23 protein-coding genes and 1 pseudogene are annotated in these 24390 nt (G+C 66.1%); 6 read left to right on the top strand and 18 right to left on the bottom strand.

Going from position 1 to position 24390, the window contains the following annotated elements; translation table 11 throughout:
- Nucleotides 1-11: 11 nt before the first annotated feature.
- The 6 genes from ACFHWU_RS24595 to ACFHWU_RS24570 all read right to left on the bottom strand — a co-directional run bounded on the left by ACFHWU_RS24595 (nt 12) and on the right by ACFHWU_RS24570 (nt 5629).
- Nucleotides 12-1283, bottom strand: a complete 1272-nt coding sequence (locus ACFHWU_RS24595; RefSeq protein ID WP_416591712.1) for an NDP-hexose 2,3-dehydratase family protein — start codon at nt 1281-1283, stop codon at nt 12-14.
- A 142-nt stretch (nt 1284-1425) separates the two neighbouring features.
- Nucleotides 1426-2580 (bottom strand): GDP-mannose 4,6-dehydratase, encoded by a 1155-nt coding sequence (locus ACFHWU_RS24590; protein WP_416591722.1) that lies wholly within the window; start codon nt 2578-2580, stop codon nt 1426-1428.
- 255 nt (nt 2581-2835) lie between these two features.
- Complete coding sequence (locus ACFHWU_RS24585; protein WP_416591711.1) at nt 2836-3693, bottom strand: methyltransferase; 858 nt, start codon at nt 3691-3693, stop codon at nt 2836-2838.
- 163 nt (nt 3694-3856) lie between these two features.
- On the bottom strand, nt 3857-4693 hold the full coding sequence (locus ACFHWU_RS24580; protein ID WP_416591709.1) for a phytanoyl-CoA dioxygenase: 837 nt from the start codon (nt 4691-4693) through the stop codon (nt 3857-3859).
- A gap of 103 nt (nt 4694-4796) precedes the next feature.
- The gene (locus ACFHWU_RS24575; protein WP_416591721.1) at nt 4797-5198 is read right to left on the bottom strand and encodes a TrmH family RNA methyltransferase; all 402 of its coding nucleotides are present in this window, start codon (nt 5196-5198) and stop codon (nt 4797-4799) included.
- Nucleotides 5199-5203: 5 nt separating this feature from the next.
- On the bottom strand, nt 5204-5629 hold the full coding sequence (locus ACFHWU_RS24570; RefSeq protein WP_416591708.1) for a hypothetical protein: 426 nt from the start codon (nt 5627-5629) through the stop codon (nt 5204-5206).
- Nucleotides 5630-5730: 101 nt separating this feature from the next.
- Here ACFHWU_RS24570 and ACFHWU_RS24565 point away from each other — a divergent pair, with 101 nt between their 5' ends.
- Entirely contained in the window at nt 5731-6507 is a 777-nt protein-coding gene (locus tag ACFHWU_RS24565) for a class I SAM-dependent methyltransferase (RefSeq protein ID WP_416591707.1), read from the top strand.
- Here the strand turns inward: ACFHWU_RS24565 and ACFHWU_RS24560 are convergent.
- Nucleotides 6497-7558: a methyltransferase domain-containing protein gene (locus tag ACFHWU_RS24560; protein WP_416591706.1), complete on the bottom strand. Its 1062-nt coding sequence runs from the start codon at nt 7556-7558 to the stop codon at nt 6497-6499. The genes ACFHWU_RS24565 and ACFHWU_RS24560 overlap by 11 nt on opposite strands.
- Nucleotides 7559-7753: 195 nt before the next feature.
- On the opposite strand from ACFHWU_RS24560, the gene ACFHWU_RS24555 reads away from it, so the two are divergent.
- Complete coding sequence (locus ACFHWU_RS24555) at nt 7754-8788, top strand: ketoacyl-ACP synthase III family protein (protein ID WP_416591705.1); 1035 nt, start codon at nt 7754-7756, stop codon at nt 8786-8788.
- A gap of 191 nt (nt 8789-8979) precedes the next feature.
- Here the strand turns inward: ACFHWU_RS24555 and ACFHWU_RS24550 are convergent, their stop codons facing one another.
- The 10 genes from ACFHWU_RS24550 to ACFHWU_RS24505 form a co-directional block, all read right to left on the bottom strand.
- The gene (locus ACFHWU_RS24550; RefSeq protein ID WP_416591704.1) at nt 8980-9810 is read right to left on the bottom strand and encodes an ABC transporter permease; all 831 of its coding nucleotides are present in this window, start codon (nt 9808-9810) and stop codon (nt 8980-8982) included.
- A complete protein-coding gene (locus tag ACFHWU_RS24545) occupies nt 9807-10844 on the bottom strand; it encodes an ATP-binding cassette domain-containing protein (RefSeq protein WP_416591703.1) in 1038 nt (345 codons plus the stop codon). Before ACFHWU_RS24545 ends, ACFHWU_RS24550 begins: the two co-directional genes overlap by 4 nt.
- Before the next feature lie 86 nt (nt 10845-10930).
- On the bottom strand, nt 10931-11920 hold the full coding sequence (locus ACFHWU_RS24540) for an aldo/keto reductase (protein WP_416591702.1): 990 nt from the start codon (nt 11918-11920) through the stop codon (nt 10931-10933).
- Nucleotides 11917-12594, bottom strand: coding sequence for a class I SAM-dependent DNA methyltransferase (locus tag ACFHWU_RS24535; protein WP_416591701.1), 678 nt, complete (start codon nt 12592-12594; stop codon nt 11917-11919). Before ACFHWU_RS24535 ends, ACFHWU_RS24540 begins: the two co-directional genes overlap by 4 nt.
- A gap of 50 nt (nt 12595-12644) precedes the next feature.
- The gene (locus tag ACFHWU_RS24530; protein ID WP_416591700.1) at nt 12645-13964 is read right to left on the bottom strand and encodes a nucleotide disphospho-sugar-binding domain-containing protein; all 1320 of its coding nucleotides are present in this window, start codon (nt 13962-13964) and stop codon (nt 12645-12647) included.
- A 9-nt stretch (nt 13965-13973) separates the two neighbouring features.
- Nucleotides 13974-14999: an NAD-dependent epimerase/dehydratase family protein gene (locus ACFHWU_RS24525; RefSeq protein ID WP_416591699.1), complete on the bottom strand. Its 1026-nt coding sequence runs from the start codon at nt 14997-14999 to the stop codon at nt 13974-13976.
- Between the two features lie 410 nt (nt 15000-15409).
- On the bottom strand, nt 15410-16627 hold the full coding sequence (locus ACFHWU_RS24520; RefSeq protein ID WP_416591698.1) for a twitch domain-containing radical SAM protein: 1218 nt from the start codon (nt 16625-16627) through the stop codon (nt 15410-15412).
- Between the two features lie 16 nt (nt 16628-16643).
- Complete coding sequence (locus ACFHWU_RS24515; protein WP_416591697.1) at nt 16644-17585, bottom strand: phytanoyl-CoA dioxygenase family protein; 942 nt, start codon at nt 17583-17585, stop codon at nt 16644-16646.
- Complete coding sequence (locus ACFHWU_RS24510; RefSeq protein WP_416591696.1) at nt 17585-18214, bottom strand: FkbM family methyltransferase; 630 nt, start codon at nt 18212-18214, stop codon at nt 17585-17587. The genes ACFHWU_RS24515 and ACFHWU_RS24510 overlap by 1 nt, the downstream gene beginning before the upstream one ends.
- Before the next feature lie 98 nt (nt 18215-18312).
- Nucleotides 18313-19758 (bottom strand): NAD(P)/FAD-dependent oxidoreductase, encoded by a 1446-nt coding sequence (locus ACFHWU_RS24505; protein WP_416591695.1) that lies wholly within the window; start codon nt 19756-19758, stop codon nt 18313-18315.
- Nucleotides 19759-20230: 472 nt separating this feature from the next.
- Between ACFHWU_RS24505 and ACFHWU_RS24500 the strand changes: the two genes are divergently transcribed.
- The 4 genes and pseudogenes from ACFHWU_RS24500 to ACFHWU_RS24485 form a co-directional block, all read left to right on the top strand.
- Nucleotides 20231-21298 carry a glucose-1-phosphate thymidylyltransferase gene (locus tag ACFHWU_RS24500; protein ID WP_416591694.1) on the top strand — a complete coding sequence of 356 codons (1068 nt, stop codon included), beginning with the start codon at nt 20231-20233 and terminating at the stop codon, nt 21296-21298.
- 57 nt (nt 21299-21355) lie between these two features.
- Nucleotides 21356-22150 (top strand): class I SAM-dependent methyltransferase, encoded by a 795-nt coding sequence (locus ACFHWU_RS24495; protein WP_416591693.1) that lies wholly within the window; start codon nt 21356-21358, stop codon nt 22148-22150.
- On the top strand, nt 22147-23412 hold the full coding sequence (locus ACFHWU_RS24490) for a class I SAM-dependent methyltransferase (RefSeq protein WP_416591692.1): 1266 nt from the start codon (nt 22147-22149) through the stop codon (nt 23410-23412). The genes ACFHWU_RS24495 and ACFHWU_RS24490 overlap by 4 nt, the downstream gene beginning before the upstream one ends.
- A gap of 146 nt (nt 23413-23558) precedes the next feature.
- A pseudogene (locus ACFHWU_RS24485) lies at nt 23559-23792 on the top strand (helix-turn-helix domain-containing protein); the annotation flags it as partial.
- Here the strand turns inward: ACFHWU_RS24485 and ACFHWU_RS24480 are convergent.
- Nucleotides 23681-24390 (bottom strand): ISAs1 family transposase (locus ACFHWU_RS24480; RefSeq protein ID WP_416591691.1); only part of this gene is annotated, 710 nt, incomplete at its 5' end. The pseudogene ACFHWU_RS24485 and the gene ACFHWU_RS24480 overlap by 112 nt on opposite strands.

Raw genomic sequence — 24390 nt, 5'->3', positions numbered from 1 at the left:
TGGCACCGCGATCACCACAGGCTGTGCAGACAGGCCAACAGGCTGCGGGCTTCCACGTTCACGTAGTAGCCGTGCCGCAGCAGGTCGGTGAGTTGGTGAGCGGTCACCCAGCAGAACTCCTCCGGTACCTCGATCGGGACATCGTCACCTGCGTCCACCAGCAGATACCGGTTCTGCGAGAAGTAGAACCGGCCGCCCTCCTCGGTCAGAACCGTGTCGTAGAGCACGCGATCGGCGGGTGCGTGTTGCACATAGTCGAGAAACGCCGGCCCGGCGCCTGGGTAGTTGCCAGGATTGCACTGGACGGTGGGCCCCATCTCCATCGCGTCCAGCAGGCCCGCCTGATATCGCGCATGCACCAGCAGATGGGCCACCCCGCCGATCTCCTTCACGATGAAGGCGACGACTCCGCGCCCGCTCGGGTAGAGCAGCGGCTGGTGCCATTCACTGACCTCACGGTCATCGGTGCGTACGCTGACACCAATGATGCTGAAGTGCTTTCCATCATGGTGCGTGATCTCGTCGGGCGTGTAGCGCCAACCGGGCAGCCCGCGCAGCGGCACGCGCCGTACGGCCAGTTCGTGTCTGCTCTTGGCGGCGGTGAACCAGCTCAACACGGTCTCCGCGTGGTGCAGCGGCTTGCCGGAGCCGCTGATGGACCGACTCAGCGCCGCAGCCATACCGCCGGTGGTGAGTACCTGGGCGTTGGCGAAAGATGAGGCCGGCATGCAGGACAATACCGTACGGGTGTCCATGTTGACCAGACCGTCGATCCTTAGCAGGCTGCGCAGTTCGGCCAGCGGCATCCAGTAGTGCCCGTCCGCGGCGGCGACCGATTCGTCCACCTGAACGATCATGTTTCGGTTGCGTTTGCGCAGGAACCACGACCCCTGCTCGGACTGCAACACGTCGGCCAGCACGCTGCCGGGGCGTGGCTCGGTGAAGTACTCCAGGTACTTGGTTCGGCTACCTCGGTGCACTCGCGTGTAGTTGCTCCGGGTTGCCTGTACGGTCGGCGAGAGTTGGACCGAGTTAAAGTTGCCCGGCTCCATCTTCGCCTGAACCAGTCCGTATGGTATCCCGTCTACGGTCTTGACCAGCAGACCGAGGATGCCGATCTCCGGCTGGTTGATGATCGGCTGGCTCCATTCGCGGACCGGGCCGTACGAACTACGTACGTGCAGCCCTTCGATCGTGAAGAAGCGGCCGCTGTGATGCGTCAGGTTCCCGCTGGTGGCGTCGATCGACCATCCGGGCACCTCACCGAGCGGCCTGCGGGTCACCTGGCAGTTCGTGGCGCGGGTGCGATCGGCAAACCAGGAAAGAAATTCCGCACTCGCCCCGGACAGGCGGGTGGTGGCGGCGCGTTGTGTATCCAGATCAGCCGAGTTCATCACATTTCCTTAGGTGTCTGGAGAAGCCGGCTTACCACAGCGCGGTCAGCTCGGTCACGGGATCGGCGGAGTTGCGCTGGGCGTCTGTCAACAGGCGGAGATCGCTGTCGACCATCATGGCGACCATTTCCTCGAACGTGATCGCCGCCTTCCAGCCGAGCTTTGCCCGAGCCCGCGCCGGGTCGGAGCACCGCAGGTCGACCTCTGCGGACCACGGCAGTGCCTGGTCGATCACGACATGGTCGCGCCAGTTGAGGCCCACCTGTGCGAAGGCTAGGTCGACCAGTTCGCGGACGCTGTGCGTGACGCCGGTGCCCAGGACGAAGTCCTCCGGTTCGTCGAGGGCCAGCATCTGTGCCATCCCTCGCACGTAGTCCCCCGCGAACCCCCAGTCGTGCGCGGCTTCCAGGTTGCCGAGCCGCAGCTTGGAGCGCAGCCCCAGTTTGATCGCCGCCGCCGTGAGTGAGACTTTCCTTGTCACAAATTCCGGATTGCGCATTGGGGATTCATGTTCGAATAGAATTCCGGAAACTGCGAACATGTCATACGACTCGCGGTAGTTCTGCACCATGTAATGGCCGAAGGTCTTCGCCGCGCCGTACGGGTTGCATGGATGGAGCGGGGTCAGCTCGTTCTGCGGCGATTTCCGGATCTTTCCGAATATCTCTGACGTCGACGCTTGATAGAAGCGCGGCTGACGGAGACCGGTCGCCCGTGTTGAAGCGTTGATTCCGCTGACAATTCTCAGCGCTTCGAGCATTCGTAGTACACCCATCCCGGTGATCTCCGTGGTCATGGTGGGCTGGCGCCACGAGAGGGGGGCGTGGGACAGCGCCGCGAGGTTATAGACCTCGTCCGGTCGAACGTTGTCGATCACGTCGATGAGGCTCGCCTGATCGAGCAGGTCGCCGCTGACGAGCCGGATCCGAGGGTCCGGCGTCCGCTTGCGCCGCGCGGACGGCGGTGTCTGGCTGCGGATCATGCCGAAGACCTCGTAGCCGGCTTCGAGGAGGTGCTCCGCGAGATACGTGCCGTCCTGGCCGGTCACCCCGGTGATCAATGCTCGCCTAGTCAGAACTTTCTCCTGCCATTCGTCATCGATGTCTATCGATGGGCGTCGGTCGAGTGACTTGCCAGAGAAAATTGACTTGCTGCTGTTGACGATACGCGATGTCCATGCCGTCATCACTAAGAAAAATGGATTTTAGGGAAGCCGCTAGTTGGCTACCGCCGCTCCCTCCTGGCGCGACGGCATGACGATGCCGCGCCGGCACCCTGCGGGTACGGGCGGCATTCTGGCATGGGACGTCATGCCGCACCGCCGTTGGTCCATGCGGAATGATCGCGACATTGTCGCCGCAGTACTGCGTCTCAGCCACTTCGAATACAAATGCCTACCCGGACGTCGACGAGTTTTCTTCAGCGTGATCGATCGGAGCAGTCAGTCGGGGCAGATTTCGATCCAGTGGAAGCCCGTGGATGGTAGCGGCCCGATATCTGCGATCCGCAGACCCGCCCTCGCGCACAGGCCGGCGAAGTCGTCCCGAGTTCGCTCCTGACCCTGACCGTTGACAAGAAGGTTCAAGTCACTGAGGTACGTGGTGGGGCTCCCTCCGGCCGGTACGGTGTCTGGCAGAAGGTGTTCGACGAGCAGGATGCGGCCGTGCTCCGCGGCGCTGGCGGCACAATTGCGCAGAATCATGGCGGCATGCTCGTCGTCCCAACCGTGAATCACGCTCTTGAGCAGATAAAGGTCACCGTTGCGCGGAACCTCGGTGAAGAAGTCGCCTGTCTCGACCCGGCAGCGTGCCGCGAGGCCGGCCGCGTGCAGGGTCTGCTCGGTCACGGCGGCACCGGACGGGGTGTCGTAGACCACTCCGCGTGGCCCAGGGTGCGCGGTCAGGATCTCGGCGAGCGATGTCCCGTTGCCGCCGCCGACGTCGACGACCGTCCGGAAACGGCCGAAATCGTACGCGCCGGCCAGCACCCGTGCGACCCCTCGGGTACCATGACTCATCGCCGAGTTGTACATTTGGGACAGCTCGGGCCGCGATGACAGATACCCGAAGAAGTCAATGCCGAAGGCTTCGTCGAAGGCCGGGTCACCAGTGCGCAGGCTGAAGTCCAGGTTATGCCACGCGTGTGCCATCGTCGGGTCGGTCAGCATCCGAGCCAGCGGGTACATCGACCCCGCCTGGTCGCTGCGCAACAACGCGCCTACCGGGGCGAGGCCGAACCGGCCGGGGCCGGTTTCCGCGAGCACGTCGAGTGCGGCGAGCGCGCGCAGGAGCCGGAGCATCGGCTCCTCCTGGAAACCGTACTCGGCGGCGAGACCGGCCGCGTTCCGCTCGCCGTCCCCGACCGCGTCGGGCAGCCGCAGCCGGATGGCGAGCGCGACCACGTGTGTGGCCATCCCGCCGAACACCAGCCGCAGCACGGCCGGCCAGGCGGTGGACGTGGACCTAACCACGGCCGAGTCCAGCCCGGATCGCCTGCTCAACCGGGACGTATCGGCCGTCGGCGCGGTCCAGGTCGAACTCGCCGACGGGCTGCAACGAGGGCTGTGCCATGAATCGGGGACTGGCGCCGGTGTTGGTGATCGGGGTGTGGACGAGGAACGGGTGGCACAGGTAGGCGTCACCCGCACGGCCGGTGGCCTTGGCCTGGGGGCGGTCGGCACCCACGGAGCCGCAGTCGAGGTACGTACCCTCGGCACCATAGGGCTCCAACAAGGGCGGTACGTCCAGGTGCGAACCCACCCGGAACACCGTGGGCGCGTCGCGCACCCCGGTATCGGAGTAGAGAAGCAGCACCAGTAGAGCCCGGCCACGGGAGGACGTGTTGCATCGGAAGATCCTGTCGTAGTTTGGCGGTACGAGCGCGAGTTCCCCCTCCCAGTCCTGGCCGCCGGCGGCCGCGGCCTCGGCTTCGCCCTCCGGGCTGAGGAAGCTGGCGTCGATGTGCCAGCCATAGTCCTCGGCCTGCTCCGGCGCACGGTCCACTGGAAAGCGAACCGGGAACGTTCCGACCATCTCCAATGGCCGCCACCGGCCCGGACCGACGAGCTGGTCGTACGCCTCGGCCAGCAGCGGGGTGTTGGCGCTGTGTAGGAAAGCGTCGTCGCTTCGCAGACCGAGCCGGACGACCTCCCTGGTCCAGGTCGAACGGTCGTCGGGATCCATGTTGAGCTGCTTCCACAGCAGATCGCGGCACTCGGCGGCGAGTGCTGCGGAGAACGCGTTCGGCACCCGGACGAAGCCATTGGCCACGAAGCTCTCGACTTGCTCGGGTGTCAGCATGAGCGCCTCCTCAGGGGATTTCCTACCAACCGGTTATAACCCGAAGGCGCCCAGAGCGGGCTGCTTCCGGCCGAAGACTAGCGGTCTCGCCAAAGGCTGGCGGTCACGCGCGTTGGCGAGTGATCTCGTACGGGGTGATCGACGCGGCAACCGCCGCGTTGCACGAGCTTGCCGATCCGACCATGGGAATCCGGACACGCGCGTCGCAGCTCTTGGCCCAGAAACTGCTCATCCCGCTGGTCTCGTTGCCGACGACGACCGTGGTCGGTCCTGTGAAGTCGTGGTCCCAGATGTCGCTGGTCGCGTCCTCACTGGTGCCGACCAGCGCCATCGTGTCGATGGTCCGCAGCCAGTCCAGCGCCGCTGCCGGTGTCTCGACCCGTACCGACGGGACGGCGAACAGTGATCCGCGGCTCGCTCGGACCGTCTTCGGGTCGTAGAGGTCGGCGGCCCTTCCCGCGATGACTACCCCGTCGACGCCCAACGCGTCGGCCGAGCGGAGCAGGGTGCCTACGTTACCCGGACTTGTCGGGCGGTCGAGGACGACAAAACCCCGGCGGGGCGTAGCCGGATCCGGGTCAGGTCGTCCGGTGGGATCGCGACGAGGGCGGTCAGTTCGGCAGTGTCCTCGTCCTTGTCCGCGAGCTCGCGTAGCAGCTCGAGGAAGAGCCGGATCACCTCGTCGGCGACCCGTCCACCGACCAGGTCACGGGCCCACTGCGACTTCAGGTTCCCCGCGTGCAGCAGCGCCCGGATCGGCCAGCGGTGCGCGATGGCCTCGTTGATCGGGCGCACGCCCTGCACCAGGAACTCACCTAGGCGGTGTCTCGTGTTCCGGTTGGTCAGCAGCGCTTCCCACTGCTGAAACCTGGCGTTGCGACGCTCGACTCGAGACTCCCTGCTACGAACCCGCGGCTCGTGTCTGACCCTGGACATGACTGAGGCTTCTCCCACGAACCCGGCTGGTGTGTACCGCAGCGTAGCAATCCCGTCAGACGTCCGAAAGGGACGGCGCGCCGGGGCGCCTGAGGGGAAGTTTGGGGAAGCCGCTAGTCGCGTGGGGCAGGAAAGCCGATAGGCTCGTCGATATGGAGCGCGAGGATGTGCGGCGTCGAGTCCAGGAACTTGAGCCGTGGGTGAACGAATTCACGTTCGAGGGCGTTCGCTACACGAGCGGATTGCAGCTCGACTACCTACTGAGTCAGGACCCGAAAGACCGGGCGCGCGACTTCTTCGCGGCATTTCCGGGCAGCCGAAGGATTCTGGAACTCGGCGCACTAGAAGGCGCGGACACCTTGGCGTTGTCCCGGTATCCGGACGTCTCGATACTCGCGTTGGAGGGCCGCGAGGCCAACCTGCGTCGCGCCGAACTCGTACTTGATCTGCACGGCGTCACCAACGTCGAACTTCGGCTGGCCGACGTCGAGGCGCTGGACTTCCCCGCCCTCGGCACGTTCGACGCGGTTCTGTGCGCCGGACTGCTTTACCACGTGCGGCAGCCGTGGACGCTGCTGCGGGACATCGCCCGAGTGACCGACCACCTGTATTTGTCGACGCACTACTGGGGATCCTCAGCAGGTCTCGCCGCCACTGACGGCTACACCGTCAAAGCGGTCCGCGAGAATCATCCTGACCCGCAGACCCGTGGCCTCAGCGTCGACGTGCGATGGCTGGACCGTGGCTCGCTCATGAGGGCTCTCGCCGACGCTGGGTTCGGCCGCGTCGATGTGCGGCACGAACGAACCTCGGACCAGGTGTGCGACCTCATCGCGGTATGTCGCACGGAGCGAACACCCGCTCCGGTCAGCTGGTGAGGACAACGATCGACGGGTGCGCGCCGAACAGGCTCAACGGGTGGACGTGCCGGACCCGCAGGCCGGCGGACTTCACCGCGGCGACCTGCTGCTCCACCTCGTGTAGCAGCAGGACACCCCGTCCGTCAGCGGACAACACCCGCCGGATCTCCCGGTAGAGCCGGTTCGGACGGTTGGACAACGCACCCCGGGCGGGTACCTGGCGGTCCCAGGGCGGGTTGCTGACGACCCGGTCGATCTGACCGGTAACGACGGGCAGCCTGCCCGCGTCGCCGCAGGACCAGGTCGCCACGGTGGCCATCTGCGCAGCATTCGCCGTGGCCGCAGCCAGCGCACGTGGGTCGTGGTCCATGCCGATCAGCCGGGCCCTCGGGGCCAGCTCGGCGGCCTCGATGAGGATGGTGCCGGTGCCGCAGCACGGGTCGAGCACACTGTCCGTCGGGCGGACGTCTGCCAGCAGGGCCATGGCGGCGGCCAGTGGTGGATGCAGCGTGCCGGGCGTCGATGCCAGCTTGTAGCTCCTGCGGTGCAGAGGCCGTTCACCGACCCGCAGTGCGAGGGCAGCCCGGGCGCCCTCGACCGTGACCCGGAACGACAGGGTGCCGTCGGGCGGAGCGTCGCCGCCTCGTCGGGAGTGGTAAGGCAGGCCGGTCGCGCGCGCGGCCTCGGCGCCGATCGCGTCTTCGATGTCGAAGCGGTTGTAGTTGCGCTTACCGAGGAACGACGCCGCGACGTCCACACCGGTTGTGGCACTGCCAGCGCGAAGGTGGTCTCTCTGCCGCAGCAGCTCACCCAGATCGCTCGCCCGAGCGGCCTCGGTGAACCGGACCAGGTTCGCCCTGGTGTGCCCGACGCCGTCGATGACCGCGGCCAGCAGGAACAGGTCGTCGATGGTGCGTAGGTCCAGCAGGCGTGCATCGGCATGATCCGCGGTGAACCACACCTCGCGATGACGGCTGTGGGTGACCCGGCCGAGGCCACGCTGGGCGATCTCCCTGGCGGCGACGTCCTCGAGTCCGCGCAGGGTCCTCGCCAGTAGACGCACCGCCACCGCACGTTCCCTTCATCAGCAGAAATACCATACGCAGAACCCCACCATATCTAAGTGAAATTCTAAACAGGTAACCACCCGGCCATCATAGAGTCGTGGTACGGCGAAAGGAGATCGGGGTGGCGCTCGGTGGATCAGTGCTCGTGCGCCGATCGACGGTGGGGACGATCGACATGACATCGAGGAGTTGAATTCGTGCGGACACCGGACATCTTCATCGGCGGCGTCGGGACGTTCATACCACCGCTGGTGAGCGTCAAGTGGGCGGTCGCGCGTGGTCTCTATCCGGCCCTGGACGTCGAGACACACGAGCTCGGTGGCGCCGCGATCGCGGGTGACCTGCCCGCGCCCGAGATGGCCCTACGGGCCGCGCAGCAGGCGGTCAAACGGTGGGGCGGGTCCCCGAAGGAGTTCGACCTGTTGCTGTACGCCAGCACCTGGCACCAGGGGCCAGACGGCTGGCCGCCACAGTCCTATCTGCAACGATACCTGGTCGGCGGCGACCTGCTCGCCCTCGAGATCCGACAGGGCTGCAACGGGCTGTTCAGCGCGATGGAACTCGCTGCCAGTCACCTTACCGCCGTCCCGGAGCGCACAAGTGCCCTTCTTGTCGCCGCAGACAACTACGGTACGCCGCTGATCGACCGTTGGTCGATGGGTCCCGGCTTCATCGGCGGTGACGCGGCCTCGGCGATCGTACTGACCAAGCAGCCGGGGTTCGCCCGGCTGCGTTCGGTGTGTTCGCAAACGATCACGGACGCCGAGAGTTTGCACCGCGGTGACGAACCGCTGTTCCCGCCGAGCATCACGGTCGGCCGCACCACAGACTTCAGCGCCCGGATAGGCCAACAGTTTGCCACCCGCAGCCCGGCCGCGGTTGCCATGGCCGACGTGCCGCAGTGGACTGCGGATCTGGTCGACCGAGCGTTGACCGAGGCCGGCATCGGGATTGTCGACATCGACCGGGTCGGGTTCATGAACTACTCCCGCGAAGTGGTCGAGCAGCGGGTGATGGCGATGTGGAGCCTGCCTATGTCGCGTTCGACCTGGGAGTACGGCCGCCAAATCGGGCACTGTGGCGCTAGTGACCCCATCCTGTCGTTCGACCACCTAGTGGATGGTGGGGAACTCGGGCCAGGCGATCACATGCTGATGCTCGGCACAGCACCAGGCGTCGTGCTGTCCTGCGCAGTCGTCGAGGTTCTCGAATCGCCGCCCTGGGCGAAATGACCAGCGGACCCGGAACCGACGCCGCCCGGCCGGATCCCGCACGCGTTCAGTTCGCGCGGGCCGGGCACGTCGGTGGACACCGAGATGCCCGGCCTCATGGTGGCGCCGCATCTGGCCGGGCGGCCCTCGCCCGGGTCGTCCACGCCGGTGGACCGACCGGTCGTTGCCTGGACAGTTGCCCGGCGCCGGGTCTATCGCTCGAGGTTGCGGTAGCGCCAGATCGAAAGCGGTATGAAGATCGACAGAATCACCCCGGGCCAGGCGAACGCAAGCAGCAACGCGTGCTGGGCTGCCCAGGAGTCGCCGACCACGCCGGGGTTGCCGAACAGTTCACGGCAGGCCGCCACCGTCGCGGAGACCGGGTTCCACTCCGCGATCGTACCCAGCCAGTGGGGCATCTGGGTGGGGGAGACGAACGTGTTGGCGAGCATGGTCAGCGGTATCAGCGGCACGTAACCGGCGCCGACCGCCTCCATGGGCAGGATCAGCCCGAAGAAGATGCCCACCCAGACGAGCGCGAACCGGAACAGCAGCAACAGGCCCAGCGCCCCGAGCGCGGGACCGACGCCCTGATGGAAGCGCCAGCCCACCAACAGGGCGCAGACGACGAGGATGGTCAGCTCGAACACCGAGGTGACCACGTCGGCGATACAACGCCCGACGGCCACGCCGGTCTGCGCCATCGGCATCGTGCGGAACCGGTCGGTCACGCCTTTGGCCGCGGCCGAGCTGGTGACCATCATCGTGGTGATGATCCCGAACATCATGGTCTGGCCGAACAGGCCCGGCATCAGGAACTCGCGGTAGGAGCCGCCGCCGGCGACCACCATGGCGCTACCGAAGACGAACCCGAACACTGCGGTCATCACGGGGTACATCAGGCACTGCGTGATCAGCCCGGGATTACGCCGCCAGTGGTACAGGTTGGCACGGCCAACGACCCAGCCGTCGGCCAGCGCCCACCGCAGCCGGTCCACTGGACCCGTGGGCCGGGGCGGAACCGGAATTGTCGCCGTGGTCATCCGACCTGTCCCTTTCCCGGATTCGTGCTGTGACCGGTCACGCTGAGGAACACATCGTCGAGCGTCGGCCTACGCACCGCCACATCCTCAACCTCGATGGCGTTGTCGTGCAGCCAGCGCATGATGTCGTGCAGAGCGGTCACCTGGTCGCGTACCGAGACACTGACCCGCATCGCCTCGGCGTCGACCTCCGGTGCCGCGTCCACCACACTCGCAAGGCCGAGGACGGTCCTGGCGACCGAATCGGCACCGCGCAGGACGACATCGACCCGGTGTCCGCCGATCCTCGATTTGAGCTGGTCCGGGGTGCCCTCGGCGATTACCTGCCCCTTCTCGAGCACGGCGATCTGGCTCGCCAGCCGGTCGGCCTCCTCCAGGTACTGCGTGGTGAGCAGCACGGTGGTGCCCTGCGCGGCCATCGACTGGACCACTCGCCAGACCTCGTTACGGCTGCGCGGGTCCAGCGCAGTGGTCGGTTCGTCCAGGAACAACACCTGCGGCTGCAGCAAAAAGCCCACTGCCAGGTCGAGCCGGCGCCGCATCCCCATGGAGTAGTGCTTGACCATCCGGTTGGCCGCGTCGGCCAGCCCGAACTGCTCCAGCAGTTCGTCGGCCCGACGACGGGCGGTCCGGATACCGATGTGGTAGAGCCGCCCCCAGGTTTCCAGGTTTTCCCGGCCGGTGAGGATTTCGTCGACTGTGGTGCGCTGGCTGGTCACCCCGATCCGGCGGCGTACCTCGTCGGTGTTCCTGGTCACGTCGAAGCCGGCGACGAACGCGGTGCCCGAACTTGGGCGTACCAGTGTGCTCAGGATTCGCACCGCAGTGGTTTTCCCGGCACCGTTGGGACCGAGTAGACCGCACACCGCTCCGTTCGGGACGACCAGGTCGACGCGGTCCAGGGCGGTGGTATCGCGGTACCTCTTACTCAGCCCGGAGATGACGATGGCCGCTCCGGCGCGCGCGGCAGCCGCTGCCTCTCCGGTCCCGACCTGCGGGCTCGGCGGCTTCTGCTCCATCACTTGTTCGGTCACTGGCTTCCTCTCATGGGCCGTCTCGGCCCGTGACGCTTGCGCGGATCACTTTCGGATGACTCCCGAAGACCAGTTTCCCGGTGCACTCAGGACGCGTCGGCGATGGTCGGTGCCCGGCTCGGTGGCTCGACGTCGGGCAGCACCGGTGGCGCGTCGGCGACGATCTGGTCGAGCTCCGCGAGGTCGGCTTCGCTGAGTCGGACCCCGAGCGCCCGTAGGCTGTCCTCGAGGTGCTCGGGAACCTGGGCACCCACGACCGGTACCACCGCGGCCGGATGGTGCAGCACCCACGCGAGCGCGAGCTGGGCGATGCTGATGCCGCGATCTGCGGCGAAGGCCGCGAGCCTGTCCACGACCGCCACGGCCGTGGCGAACCGGTCGCCCTGAAAAACGGGGGAGTAGGCGCGCCAGTCGTCGTGGGCGAAGGCGTGACCGGGTCGCAGCGCACCCGTCAACAGTCCGTGGGCCAGCGGGGACCAGCCCATCACCGGGACCCCCGCCGCCTGGCAGTAGGGCAGGGTTTCGTGTTCGATGTGCCGGGCCAGCAGGCTGTACGGGACCTGGGCGACGGCAACCGGACCGAACTCGGCCATTTGTCCGACCGTGAAGTTGGAGACGCCGACGCGCCGGACCAGCCCTTCCTCGACGAAACCGGCGAGCACGCCTGCGGTCTCAGCAAGCGGAATGGTGGTATCCGGCCAGTGCACCAGGAACAAATCCACGTAGTCGGTGCCCAGCGACCGGAGGCTGGCCACCAGACTGGTACGGAGGAACTCCGGGTCGCTGTTGCGCACCACGGAACTCCCCTGGTTTTGCAGGCCTCCTTTGGTGGCGATCACCAGCTCGGAGCGGTGGTCACGTAGCAGGTCGCCGAGCCCACGTGCGAGCCCGGCCTCCGCCGCACCTCCGCCGTAGGCGTGGGCGGTGTCGAAGAAGTTGATCCCGAGGTCGAAGGCCCGGCGGACCGCCTGCACGGCGGGTTCGATCTGTCCGCCCCACAGGCCGCTGAGGGCCCAGGTGCCCAGGCAGAGCCGGGACACCAGAGGGCCGCCGGAACCAAGTCGCAGACGGCTCACGACGCAGGCTCCTCGTCGCGTCGCAGGATCAGGTAGCAGACTCCGTTTTCGTTGACGAATTCGTCGAGCATCGGAGTCAGGCCGGCCTCGACGGCTATCGAGGCGATCACGTCGATCCCGTGGAAGGAGAGGAAACCCTTGAATTCGACCGGGTTCGCCGTCAGATAGCGCTCGGCATAGAAGTGGAAGAAGCTCCGTGTCGAGGCGCCGATGTCGAGGAAATTGACCCCGAAGTGGCCGCCGGGTCGCAGGATCCGGGCAATCTGGCGGAAGTAGTGAAAAAACTCAAATACGTTGAGATGAATGAATACATTCAGGGAGAAGCCCCCATCGAATTCCGCAGACGGCAGGGTCGCGAGAAAGTCGTTGTCGATGTGATGATAGTCGACGTTGGCATGTTCCTGGCAGGTCACCCGAGCTTTGTGCAGGAAAGACCGACTGACGTCCGTGCACAGCATCCGCCGCACCCTGGGCGCGAGGACATCGGCCATGATCCCTTCGCCGCTGCCGATCTCGAAGATTGACGAGTCCGGCGTGATCCGCAGCCGGTCGGCCATCCAGTTCGCTCGGTCGACACGGTCCTGCAGGTACTCGGCGCGGGGCTGCGTGCCGGCGAGCTGAATCTGCATCTCGTCCGGAGTGTTCCATTCCCACACCAGATTGAGGTCACCCATGCTCCGAAGTGGTGGTCTTGGCCCAGCGGTCGGTGTTCCCTGGCTGTTGCTCATCGCACCTCGCTCACGATGTCCTCAGTCACTTCCTTGTGGTGTGCTTCCCAGCGGGCCACCATACCGGCGACGTCGTCGGCCGTCAGCCCGCCGCTCCGGGCCAGAGTGGTGAGCAGTTCGGCGACCTGCGCGGCGCTCGGCGCGGCGGATACGGACTCGCTCAACTCGATTGCCCGACGGCGGTACCGGTGGTCGAACAGCACCTCGGCGAGCGCCGTGTCGATCGCTTCGCTGTCGAACAGCAATCCGGGTAAGGTCTTGGTCGCGCCCTGCGGATCGAGCCGTCTGCCGTAGATCTGCCCGTCGAAGTTCAGGGCGAGCGACAACTGTGGTACTCCCATCGCGATGCCGTTCATCAGGCAGTTGGCACTGCCATGGTGAATGAGCAGGTCACAGTGGGGCAGGATCAGCTCGAGTGGGCAGTTGCGCAGCACCCGGACGTTCGGTGGCAGGGCACCCAACGCGTCCACCTCGGCCAGCGCGGCGGTGAGTACCACCTCCGTGGCCAACTGAGCCGCGGTCTCGACCGCCTGCCGCAGGGCCGGCAGCCGCGTGCCGAACACTCCGGTCGCGGAGTTTCCCCACACCACACAGACACGTCTGCCCTTGATCGGACCCAGCAGCCACGGATCCACGTCCTGAGCCCCGTTGTACGGCTGATATCTGACAGGTATCCGCAACGCGTCGCCCATCGGTGGTACGACCGCCGCCGGTGACGGGTCGACCGCGTACCTGATGTCTCGCCGGGTCCACTCCACCCCGTACTTCTCGAAGCAGGACAAGGGGTCCGCCGACATCAGGTTGAGGCCGGGCTCGGTCTCGATAGTGCCGATGAAGCCTGGCCCGTAGTAAACGCTCGGCACGTTGTTCAGCGCACCGATGAGCGCCCCCTCGACTGCCATGATGTCGTGTACCACCAGGTCGGGGCGCCAGGAAGCGGCGTAGTCGACGGCGTTGTCGAAGCTTCGCTGGACCGCAGTGACGGTTGCCTTCCAGAAGTCGCTGAGCGTGCCGGTGTCGAATTCGCGTACCGAGCTGAGCGCCTCGCCGGTGAACGGGTGTAGCGGCAGCGGCATCTCACCGCTCTGCGCCGGCGTGTTGATCGCCTGGACCCAATAGGCCAGCCGGGCGCTCTCCATCATGTCGGCCGCGTCGAGCACCGACACCGGCATCAGGCCGGTCGCCAGGACGCCCTGAACCTGCTGGGGCGGGCAGGCCACCCGGACCTCGTGCCCGGCCGCCCGGAACGCCCAGGCCAGCGGAACCATGCACAGGTAGTGCCCGGCCCAGTTGGACGCCGTGAAAAGAATCCGCATCGAATCCTCCTAGCGCCGCACCGGCGCGAGTCGCTTCTCCACGTGCCGAGCCCACTCCGGCACCCGGTCACCGCCGATCTCGATGTCGAACGAGGCCTTGAGCTCGGTCGGTCCGGTCTCGGCGGCCCACTTCGCAGTCCTGGCCAGTCCTTCGGACAGCGGCGTGTCGGCCCAGTCGCCGAAGACCGACCGTGCCTCGTCGGTGGCGGTGTACACCACCTTCACCTCGTCGCGGGCTGGTGCGTGAACGATGGGGTGTTCGGCCACCCCGGCCGCCGCGCGCACACACTCCGCCATCTCCAGCACGGTGTTGGTGGCCGACGAGCCCACGTTGAACGGTCGTCCCCACGCTGCCGGAGTCTCCGGGGACCTGCTCACCACGTCGACGACGTCCTTGACGTACGAGAAGGCGCGGACCTGGCTGCCCGTGCCGTACACCGAGATGGGTTCGCCCCGCATGATCTGGTTGAAAAAAATTGCCACCGCGTTACGGTACGGGTCCCGCATATTCTGCCATTCGCCGTACACGTTGTGCATGCGGAATGCGGTGAACGGCATTCCCTGCAGGCGCATGGTGACCTCAAGTTCGCGTTCGACCGCCAGTTTGGCGTTCCCGTAGCTGTCGCACGGAACGGGGATCGACGACTCGCGCATGGGTGCCTCGCCGTTACCGTAGACCGCTACGGACGAGGCAAAGCAGAAGAAGGACACGTCGGTGCGCAGCGCCGCGTTGATCAGATTGACGCTGCCCATCAAATTTGTGTTGTAGTTCAGCCGTTTGACCGAATGGCTGATCACCTCCGCCGCGAACGCGGCAAAGTGGAAGACTCTGTCGAACCGCTGGTCGGCGAACAGTGAGCCGACCAGTTGTTCATCGGTAATGGATCCGACAACCAGCTCGGCTGGGCCGGGAACCCGGTCGGCAGATCCTCCGCTGAGGTCGTCCAGCACGACCACCGAATGCCCGTCCGCGACAAGGCGTTCAGTCAGGTGAGAGCCAATGAAGCCAGCTCCACCGGTTACTAGACAGTGCATGATCCAGACTCCTTTGAAAGTGCACGGAGGAACTTCCGTCAGCTCAGTCCGGACGCCGAGCCGTCGCCCGTCACATCCGTACCACGGGCGGGCTCGCGTAGCCGATGAGAATTTTTACCTACAAATGCTCCCGTCGCGAATGGTCCCAAAGGCAGTAGGATCACAGGGGTGCTGTCGGCTGGAAAGCTGCTTGGGTAAGGTGTGCGTGAGTGGCCGTCGGTGTGTCTCGACGTAGCCCTCGACGAGTTTCGTCACAGGGCTGCTCGGACAGGCCTGGGCCCACCGGTCGGTCGACCGCCCGCTCCGCTGCGGTCGACTGCTGAGCTCTGACCGAGAGTAAGCCGAGACGGACTGGAGATTCTCCTAGAGTATCCGGTCGGAAGTGGTCGTCGCTGTCGCGGAAATTGTCGTCAGGACACCCCTTCCTCAACCAGGCCGGCCGGATCGAGTGAATTCATGAACGAACGCAGGGCGTCGAGATGGGCGGCAGGTTTGTCCCAGCCCAGACCGGTGCACCAGGCGATCAGGTCGGTCAGTTCGTCGGTCGCGCGTACCTTTTCCTCTGCCGGCAGGCTGGCGATCGACAGGTCCGGTGGCCACTGCACGACGTTGGCCAGGTCTACATCCAGGCCCTCGGTACGAGCGAACTCGAGCAGGTTGCGCAGGTCCCACAGGTTGTGTCGCTGTGGTGACACCTGAAGCCAGACGTCCGCCTCGGACCGGAGCAGGTGCAGGTTGGCCACGAAGTCATCCCACTTGCCGCCGGTCCTAATGTACTCGAACACCTCACCGACTCCGTCGCAGGACGCTCCGATGCCGACGCTCTTGAAATGTGGAAAAAGCGCCATCGCTCTTTCGGGGGAGACGGTCAGGTTCGAGTTGTAAGCAATGTCGACATTGCCGGCGTTCCCTGTCTCCACGAGTAGTTCGAGCATGGCGAAATGACCTGGTTGCAGGAATGGTTCGCCGCCAGCAAAATACAGTCGGCGGATCAGGTGCGCGTTCTCCCGGAGTGTCGCCCACAGTTCCTCGTCGTCGCGGTAGGGGTCGATGACCGCGGCCGACCACCTGGGCCGCTGCTTCGCGCCCCATGAGGAGCTCACCGGGTAGGTGCACATGACGCACCGCAGGTTGCACGTGTTGCCGAACCTGATGTCGAGAAAGAATGGAAACTCCTCGACGGTGCCGTCCGCCGAGGTGCGGGCGGCAAGTGCATCGAGGTTGAATTCCTGATGGAACCGTCGGTTGACGTTATGCCGGTAGGACTGTGCACCGTGGTCCTCACGGAAGTAACAGTACTTGCACGCATCAACGCGTTGCCCGTTCAGCATCGCGAGTCGGGTCCGCTTCATGTTGGGACTGTTGAACGCCTCTTGGACGCCCATCACCCGGTCTGGGTTGTCCCTGGCGTACCGCGAACCAGGGGAACAGCCGATTGCATCGTCATTCAATGCGAAAACCGGCTCGTCCTGCTGATCGTACAGTGCGTTATGGTACATCGAGTCATCGACACAACACCGACCGTAGACGCCGTCGATAGAGGCGCAGAGGTGAATCCACGGCAGCACACATGCTGTCTCGTTGGCTGCCGCGTCCGGGGTGCCGTTCCTGTTGGCCTGGGTATTCATCGCATTCCGCCTCGACTCACCATCGCCAGTAGTCCTCGTGCGCGAACCGCAATGTGTCGATCTCCGGTCGGCCTGCCCAGCGCCGGAGAGACTCGGCCGGCCGGTAGTCGAACGGCTCCTCGTCACCGAACCGGGGATCGTCCGACCGCATCTGGATGCAGGAGCGCAGGACCTGCTGCTTGAGGCCGATGTACTCCTCGGTGTGCGGGCCCAGCTGCCACTCGACCTCGGCTGGCCGGTACTCGAAGTAGATGACACGGCGCTGCTTGCCGACGACTGCAGGGGCGCCGTGCAATGTGAGAATGTTGTGCAACAGCAGATCCCCTGGCCGCATCACAGCGGGCACCGCGCCGGTGGTGTCCCATTCGCTGGCATTCAGCAGGTCTGCGGTGGCGGTGACTCGCTGATCGTCCCAGTAGTTCGACTCCGGAATGCACCACACACAGTTGTCCTCGGGCGCGGGGTCGAGGTAGATCCCCGCGTCGATGACCCGGCCCATACCGGTGATGCCGACGGCATCGTCGTACAGCCCGGCGTCCCGGTGCCAGGCCAGCCTGGGCGCGCCGGCAGTGGTCTTGAAGACCATGCTGTCCCAGGTCGGAATCAGATTGGGACCGACGAGCTGCTCCATGATCCGCAGTAGCAACGGATGGCCGGCTAGCATGGCGACCGGCCGTGCCTTGTCCACCACGTACTCGATCCGCACCGGCGCGGCATCCGGCCGGTCAGACTCCAACGTCCAGACAATGTCCTGCACGGACCGGGTCGACCATGCCTGGTCGATGAGGGTCCGGCCGGCGGCCTCGATCTCACCGAGCTCCTGCGGGGTGAGTAGCCCGCGTACGGCCAGCACACCCTGCCGCCGAAACGCGGTGACGTGCTCGGGCAGCAGCCCGGTCCGCCGGATGTCGCACTCCGCGATTTGATCTGCGACGCGCACCCCTGGGACAGAGTTCATCAGCCGAAACCCTTCTGCTCAGCGGAGGTGGACCCGACGGCGCAGTCCGCGACGAAATACCACTCCAGCTCCAACGCCGTGGTGAGCGCGGCGCGATCCAGCGCGGGTCGCCCCGCCAGCCACGCTGGCAGGGTGAACATCCGGTATCCCAGCTCGTCTACCAGCAGCGACCAGAGATCGTCGGTAGTCGTGCCGTACTCACGCATGACCCGGTCGCCGCCGTGCTCGAAGACGATCACCGGCCGGCTGCGCCGCAGGGTGTCGCCGGCGCCGCGTAGAGCCAGCACTTCACCGCCTTCCACATCGATTTTGATCAAGTCAACGTGTAGATCTGCGGGGATGACGTCATCGAGACGTACGGTTTCCACGGTGATCACACGCAGGAGCTCCGTCGGCCGGTCGTAAGGGCGTCGACGCAGGCCGCTGTAGCCGGGATTGGACACGACGTGCACGAAACCTTGCCGGCCCGAGGCCTCGGCGGCCGCTGCCCGGATCACCGTGACCGAGGGCAGTCTGCCTGCCAACTGGTCGGCGAGCTCCGGCAGCGGTTCGACCGCGAAGTGACTGCCCTGCGGCGCGACCCGCACCAGGTGCTGGGTGATCTCGCCAACGCCGGCGCCGAGATCCACGGACACGGCGGTCGGGCCGCAGACCCGCTCGATGATCTCGACGGTGAGCCGATCGTAGTCGTCGTTGCGCTGTCCGGGGTCGACCATCTGTGAACCGCTCACGTCGGCCTGGTCCGTCCGATGCCGAGCCGGGGGTCGGTCATCAGGTACAGGCCGGTTTCCGGGTCGAAGAGCTCGAGCCCGTCGACCTTGTTGAGCGCTTCGCTGACCGGCGCCTTGGGGACGCCGGCCTCCGCCATTCGACGTGCCTGCTCGGCGGCGACGAACAGTTGGCCGACGGAGTTGCCCGCGTCGGCTTCCGGCATCTGCGGAGGGATCGATCGGCCGGCCATCGCGTCGCTCACGTCGGCGAGTCCGGCGATCAACTGGGCGAACGCCTTGGCACCGTCGACCCGTTCGTACTCGACCTCGTCCTGCTCGTTGACCAGCCGATCAGCGAGGGCGAAGTAGCTGGCCTTACCCGCCTGCTGCTGGTATACGGCAGCGACCAACGTGAACAGCCGCTCGAAGGCGTTGCGGTAGAGCGTCTCATAGAATCCGTAGGCCTGCTCCTCTGCGACGTCGCCGTTGACGATAGCCAGGATCGACGCCGACGCCAGCATGCCGCTGTAGAACGCGAGGTGTACGCCGGTCGACAGCAGCGGGTCCAGGAAGCACGCGCTGTCACCCACGGCGAAGTAACCGGCGCCGCAGAAGCTGTCGGACACGTACGAGAAGTCTTGCTCGACTCGGACGCCCGGCTGGTATGTCCCGTCCGCCACCAGGCTGCGTACCGTCGCCGACTCCGCGATCAGCGCGGCGAACATGTCCTCAAGGGACTCGTGTGCTCTGCGGCGCTCGAGGAAACGCGTCTGGTGGCACACGAATCCTATGCTGTAGCGCTTGTCGCGCAGCGGAATGACCCAGTACCAGCCGTCCGGCGCGCCGATCACGTTGATCCCGCCGCTCGGCGAGCTGGGCAGCAGCGATCCGCCGTCCCAGTAACCCCAGATGGCGACGTTCTTGAACGTGTCGTTGGCCCGCCGGTGCTTGAAGTGCCGGGCGGGGATCAGGCCAGCCCGACCGGAGGCGTCCACGACGAAGTCGAACTGGGTGGTGCGGCGTTGCCCGCTGTGTGGATCGACCCACTCTGCGGCCACCGCGCGGCCGGCGTCGAAGATCACCCGCTTGACCTCGGCACCTTCGATGACCTTGGCACCCTGTCTGATGGCGTTGGTCAGCAGCACGTGATCGAAGTCGGCGCGGTTTACCTGCCAGGAGCGGACGCCGGGGCCGAAGATCTCGGTCCAGTCGATGGCCCAGTCCTCCTTGCCCCACCGCAACAACACGCCGTTCTTTTCGGTGTAGCCACGGGCGTCGACCTCGTCTAGCGCGCCGACAAAGTCGACAATGGTCCGACACGAGGACGCGATGGACTCGCCGATGTGGTAGCGCGGGAAAATCTCCTTCTCGAGCAGGGTTACCGACAGTCCCGCACGCGCGAGCAGCGCCGCGGCGGTCGAGCCGGCAGGACCGCCACCGATGACCAAGACCGTGCTGACCATGAGGCTCCATCCACGGGAAGGGCGAACTGGCTCTCAACATATCTGCGAGCATCACCCTACGTGGTGTCGAAAATGGTATTCAACCATTTCGCTGAAGGTCTAGTGGGAGCGCTAGCCTCTGCGAGTGTCGCATGGGTGCGGTCGACGCTGTCGCCGTCGGTTGTGACTCTCGCGCCTATGAAGGCTGAAGGATGATCGTCGCCGGAGGTGGTTCGTGGTCACTGAGACGACAGAGCTGCCGGCCATGGGCCGGGTCCTCGTGGCGATGTGCCGGCGACCCGTGGTGGTCCGGGCCTGCCGGTAGCGACGCCGCACCCGCGTCCGGTCCGACTGGGGTCCTCCGATAACGGCCACCCTTAGTAGGGAAATCACGAGTCATGATTCGGTACCTTCAGGAAAGTCAGTCGCTTCCACCGCCGGAGGCCATCGTGATCAAGGTTCCTGTCCCGGTTCAACCGTCCAGCACCGACTCATGAAGGCGTTGGTGCTGGCGGGTGGGGTCGGTTCGCGGATGCGCCCGATCACCCACACCTCAGCGAAGCAGCTCATTCCGATCGCCAACAAGCCGGTCCTCTACTACGGTCTCGAGGCAATCCGTGAGGCAGGGATTCGGGAAGTTGGAATTATCGTCGGTAACACAGCTCCAGAAATTGAGCGGGCGGTTGGCGATGGCTCGCAGTTCGGCCTGGACGTGACCTATCTGCCCCAAGACGCCCCGCGCGGACTGGGGCATGCCGTCCTGATCGCCCGGGACTACCTCGACGAGGACGACTTCGTGATGTACCTCGGCGACAACTTCGTTGTCGGCGGCATCAGCGACGTGGTCGATCGGTTCCGCCGGGAACGCCCGCACGCCCAGTTGATGCTGACTAGGGTTAAGAATCCGCACGCCTTCGGCGTCGCGGAGATCGGCCAGGGCGGTCAGGTCATCGGTGTCGAGGAGAAGCCTCTGCACCCCAAGAGCGACCTGGCTGTAGTCGGTGTGTATGTCTTCAGCCCGGCCGTACACGAGGCGGTCGCGGAGCTGAAGCCGTCGTGGCGCAGCGAGCTGGAGATCACCGAGGCCATTCAGCGGCTGATCGATCAGGGTAGACGCGTCGAGTCCACGACCATCACCGGCTTCTGGAAGGACACCGGCAACCTGGCCGACATGCTGGAGATGAACCAGTTCGTCCTGAACGGCATCGACTCCGCGGAGAGCGGTTCGGTGAGTGCGGACACCGAGCTGACCGGCCGGGTGGTGGTCGGCCCCGGGGCCGTCGTCTCCGGCTCGCGGATCGTCGGGCCCGTGGTGGTCGGGGCGGGCTCGGTCATTCGCAACTCCTACCTGGGCCCGTTTACGTCGATCGACCGCGACTGCACGGTCGTCGACAGCGAGATCGAGCAGTCCATCGTGCTCTGCGGCGCGTGCATCGAAGGCGTCGGCCGGATCGAGTGGTCAATGATCGGGCGGGAGGCACGTGTCGTCCCCGGCCCGCGCGGGCCGAAGACGTACCGCTTCGTGCTCGGTGACCACAGCGAGGTACGCGTCGGTGCGTAGTGCCGCGCGCGCGTTTCAGCGCCACAAGACAGTTCCCGGATGAGGAGTTCGGCGTTGGTGAGTCTGGTCAACCGTATCCTGGGGTCCATCGGCAGGCCCACCGCCGAACCGCCGCTGGACGCGGTGATGGCCGAGCGGTTCCGCGAACGGGCCGACCCACGTCGGGGCGACTGGGCGTACGCACACTTCCTCGACCTTCGTCAGGCGCTGGCCGAGGCGTTGTCGGGAGTATCCGGAGTCTGGCTCGACTACGGCGCGGGCACCTCGCCGTACCGCGACCTGTTCGGCGCGGCCGAGTTGCAGACGGCGGACATCCCGGGCGGCGAGTCGTTCCCCGCCGATCATGCCCTGGACCGTGACGGAAGGTGTCCGGTCCCTGACGAGGCCTTCGACGGGGTGCTATCCACCCAGGTGCTGGAACACGTCGCCGACGCGGATGCGTACCTGCGCGAGGCGCATCGGCTGCTGCGGCCCGGCGGCCGGCTGGTCCTGTCCACCCACGGCGTGTGGGAGGAGCATGGCGGCCAGGACCTGTGGCGGTGGACCGCAGACGGTCTGGCGTTGCAGGCCGAGCGAGCCGGCTTCGCCGTCGACCGCACGGTCAAACTCACCTGCGGACCCCGCGGTCTGCTGCTGCTCCTGCGCTGGTACGGACGCGAACACGGCTGGCCGAAGATCAGTCCTGTCGGCCTGGCACTGAACGTCCTGCAACTGGTGGACCGGGTGCGCCCCCGCTCGTTCGACGAGTACCTCGACCGTGCGTTCGGCGCGCTGGGCCTCAGCGAGGGGCCTGCTCAGCGCTTCTACCTGGACATCCTGCTCATCGCGAGAAAGAGGGAGAACGCCACGTGAGCCAGTCGCATGCGGCCAACGGCGAGGCGGTGCCCGGTCTGGTCGCCAGGCGGACGACCTGTCGTGTCTGCGACGGGGCGTTGCGCAGCGTCCTCGACCTCGGGCCACAGTACCTGCAGGGGAGCTTCGTCAAGCCGGGCTTCCCGGACCCGCCCGAGGAGCGATTCCCCCTCGAGCTGACCCGGTGCACCGACGCGTCGTGCGGCCTGGTGCAGCTGCGCCACACCCTTGCCGGTGGGCTGCTGTACGACACCTACTGGTACCGCTCCCGGATCAACGACAGCATGCGCGCGCATCTCGCGTGGGTCGCTGGGTCCGCGGTTGCGGTTCACGGCGGGCAGCCGGCCAAGGTACTCGACATCGGCTGCAACGACGGCACCTTGCTGGAGAACTACGCCGGTGCACAGCGGTGGGGAATCGACCCGTCCAGTGCCGCCGACGACGCCCCCGGCACCATCACACTGATTCGTGACTTTTTCCCCAGCAAGCAGCTGGACGACCAGGCGGGCACCTTCGACGTGATCACGTCCATCGCTATGTTCTACGACGTAGAGGATCCGGTGGCGTTCGCCCGCGAGGTGGAGCGACTGCTGGCGCCGGGCGGTGTCTGGGGGGTTGAGGTCTCGCACCTGCCCGCGATGCTGGAGGTGACCGGATACGACAGTATCTGCCACGAGCACCTGTCGTACTATTCCCTCGGCACGTTGACCCGGATTCTCGCCGAGGCCGGCCTGGACATTGTCCGGGTGAGCCTGAACGGGGTGAACGGCGGCTCGATCTGCTGTTTCGTCACCCGCACGGCCGAGACCGCCGACCGGGCAGACGGCTCCGTGCCGGCGCTGGCCGACCGGGAACGGCGTCAGCGGCTGGCCACCGACGCGCCGTACGACGAGTTCGCAGCCCGGGTCGGACAGCGTCGCGACGAGCTGGTCAAGCTCCTGCACAGCCTGCGTGACCAGGGCAAGGTCGTGCATGTCTACGGTGCGTCGACCAAGGGCAACACGCTGCTGCAGTTCTGTGGCATCGACAAGTCGCTGATCCGGTACGCGGCCGAGCGCAATCCCGACAAGTTCGGCGCACGGACGCTCGGTACCGACATCGAGATCGTCAGCGAGGAGCAGTCGCGTAGCGCCCACCCCGACTACTATCTGGTGCTGCCCTGGCACTTCCGGACCGAGATCGTCGCCAGAGAGGCAGCGACTCTGGCCGCGGGCACGCGGCTGATCTTCCCGCTGCCGTCAGTTGAGACGATCGGACGGTAATAGGATTCCTTCCGTGGATACGTCCACCCGTACGCCATCCCACGGCTCACGACCGAATTGCTAGCCTGTGGACTGTGTCCACGGCCGTGAAGCGGGCGTTCAGGTACCGCTTCTACCCCACTCCCGGGTAGGCGGTCGAGCTTGCCCGGACGTCCGGTTGTGTCCGGCTGGTCTACAACATGGCCCTGGTCGCGCGCACGCAGGCGTGGACCCCGCGTCGGGAACGGGTCACCTACCAGGCGACGTCGGCGATGCTCACCGGGCAGGGCTATTGCGTAGTCGGGTTACTGCTGGTCACGGCGTCGATGAGGTCTGTGGAACGTCGGTTCGCACGTCGGGTGGCGCGGGCGATGTTGGGTTCGCCGTTGGCACGGTGGTAGCCGACCGCGGTGTTACGGAGTGTGGCGAAGACCGCGGGTCCGTTGCCGGTCCGGGCTTGATGCGCGTCCTCACGTAACGTGACGTCGCGGACGTAGTGCAGGCGGTTCTCGATATGCCACTCCGCTCGTGCCCAGGTGCCGAGGTCGGCGGGTTGGGCCGCTCCGGCGGGCAGGGACACGGTCAGGTACGCCGTTTCGCGGCTGGTCCTGCCCTTGACCGTACGGGTACGGGTGATCCGGACGGCCTGCCGGGCGTGGGGGAAGCCGAGCCCGCCGGGAGTCGCCACGGTGACGGCCTTGACGGTGCGGGTCTCCGTGCGGCCGTGTCCGGTCTCGCGGGTCCGCGCTCCGACCGGGACCCGCGCCCAGGGAACAGCTTTGAGCTGGGCGAACGTGGTCGGCTGGTTGGCCTTTACGGTGACCATCAGATGCCCGCCGGCGGCGGCCAGGTACTCGGCGTGTCCGGTCTGTGCGTGCAACGCGTCCGCGACGACCAGGACGTCGGCCAGCGATCCCAGCTGGGCGGCGACCAGGCGCAGCAGCGGGGTGAACGCCGGGATCTGACCGGAAAAACAACCGTGAGTGGGCAGGCGGCAGC

The organism is Micromonospora sp. LOL_015, from assembly GCF_048060275.1.
Taxonomy (GTDB): Bacteria; Actinomycetota; Actinomycetes; order Mycobacteriales; family Micromonosporaceae; genus Micromonospora_E.
Note: the sequence above shows the minus strand (reverse complement) of the source record. Positions and strands in the feature narration are given on the sequence as shown.

Coding starts and splice junctions, on each gene's coding strand:
- ACFHWU_RS24590 (WP_416591722.1), bottom strand. CDS start 2,580: ATGACGGCATGGACATCGCGTATCGTCAACAGCAGCAAGTCAATTTTC.
- ACFHWU_RS24585 (WP_416591711.1), bottom strand. CDS start 3,693: ATGCTCCGGCTCCTGCGCGCGCTCGCCGCACTCGACGTGCTCGCGGAA.
- ACFHWU_RS24580 (WP_416591709.1), bottom strand. CDS start 4,693: ATGCTGACACCCGAGCAAGTCGAGAGCTTCGTGGCCAATGGCTTCGTC.
- ACFHWU_RS24570 (WP_416591708.1), bottom strand. CDS start 5,629: ATGTCCAGGGTCAGACACGAGCCGCGGGTTCGTAGCAGGGAGTCTCGA.
- ACFHWU_RS24550 (WP_416591704.1), bottom strand. CDS start 9,810: ATGACCACGGCGACAATTCCGGTTCCGCCCCGGCCCACGGGTCCAGTG.
- ACFHWU_RS24535 (WP_416591701.1), bottom strand. CDS start 12,594: ATGGGTGACCTCAATCTGGTGTGGGAATGGAACACTCCGGACGAGATG.
- ACFHWU_RS24530 (WP_416591700.1), bottom strand. CDS start 13,964: ATGCGGATTCTTTTCACGGCGTCCAACTGGGCCGGGCACTACCTGTGC.
- ACFHWU_RS24525 (WP_416591699.1), bottom strand. CDS start 14,999: ATGCACTGTCTAGTAACCGGTGGAGCTGGCTTCATTGGCTCTCACCTG.
- ACFHWU_RS24520 (WP_416591698.1), bottom strand. CDS start 16,627: ATGAATACCCAGGCCAACAGGAACGGCACCCCGGACGCGGCAGCCAAC.
- ACFHWU_RS24515 (WP_416591697.1), bottom strand. CDS start 17,585: ATGAACTCTGTCCCAGGGGTGCGCGTCGCAGATCAAATCGCGGAGTGC.
- ACFHWU_RS24505 (WP_416591695.1), bottom strand. CDS start 19,758: ATGGTCAGCACGGTCTTGGTCATCGGTGGCGGTCCTGCCGGCTCGACC.
- ACFHWU_RS24500 (WP_416591694.1), top strand. CDS start 20,231: ATGAAGGCGTTGGTGCTGGCGGGTGGGGTCGGTTCGCGGATGCGCCCG.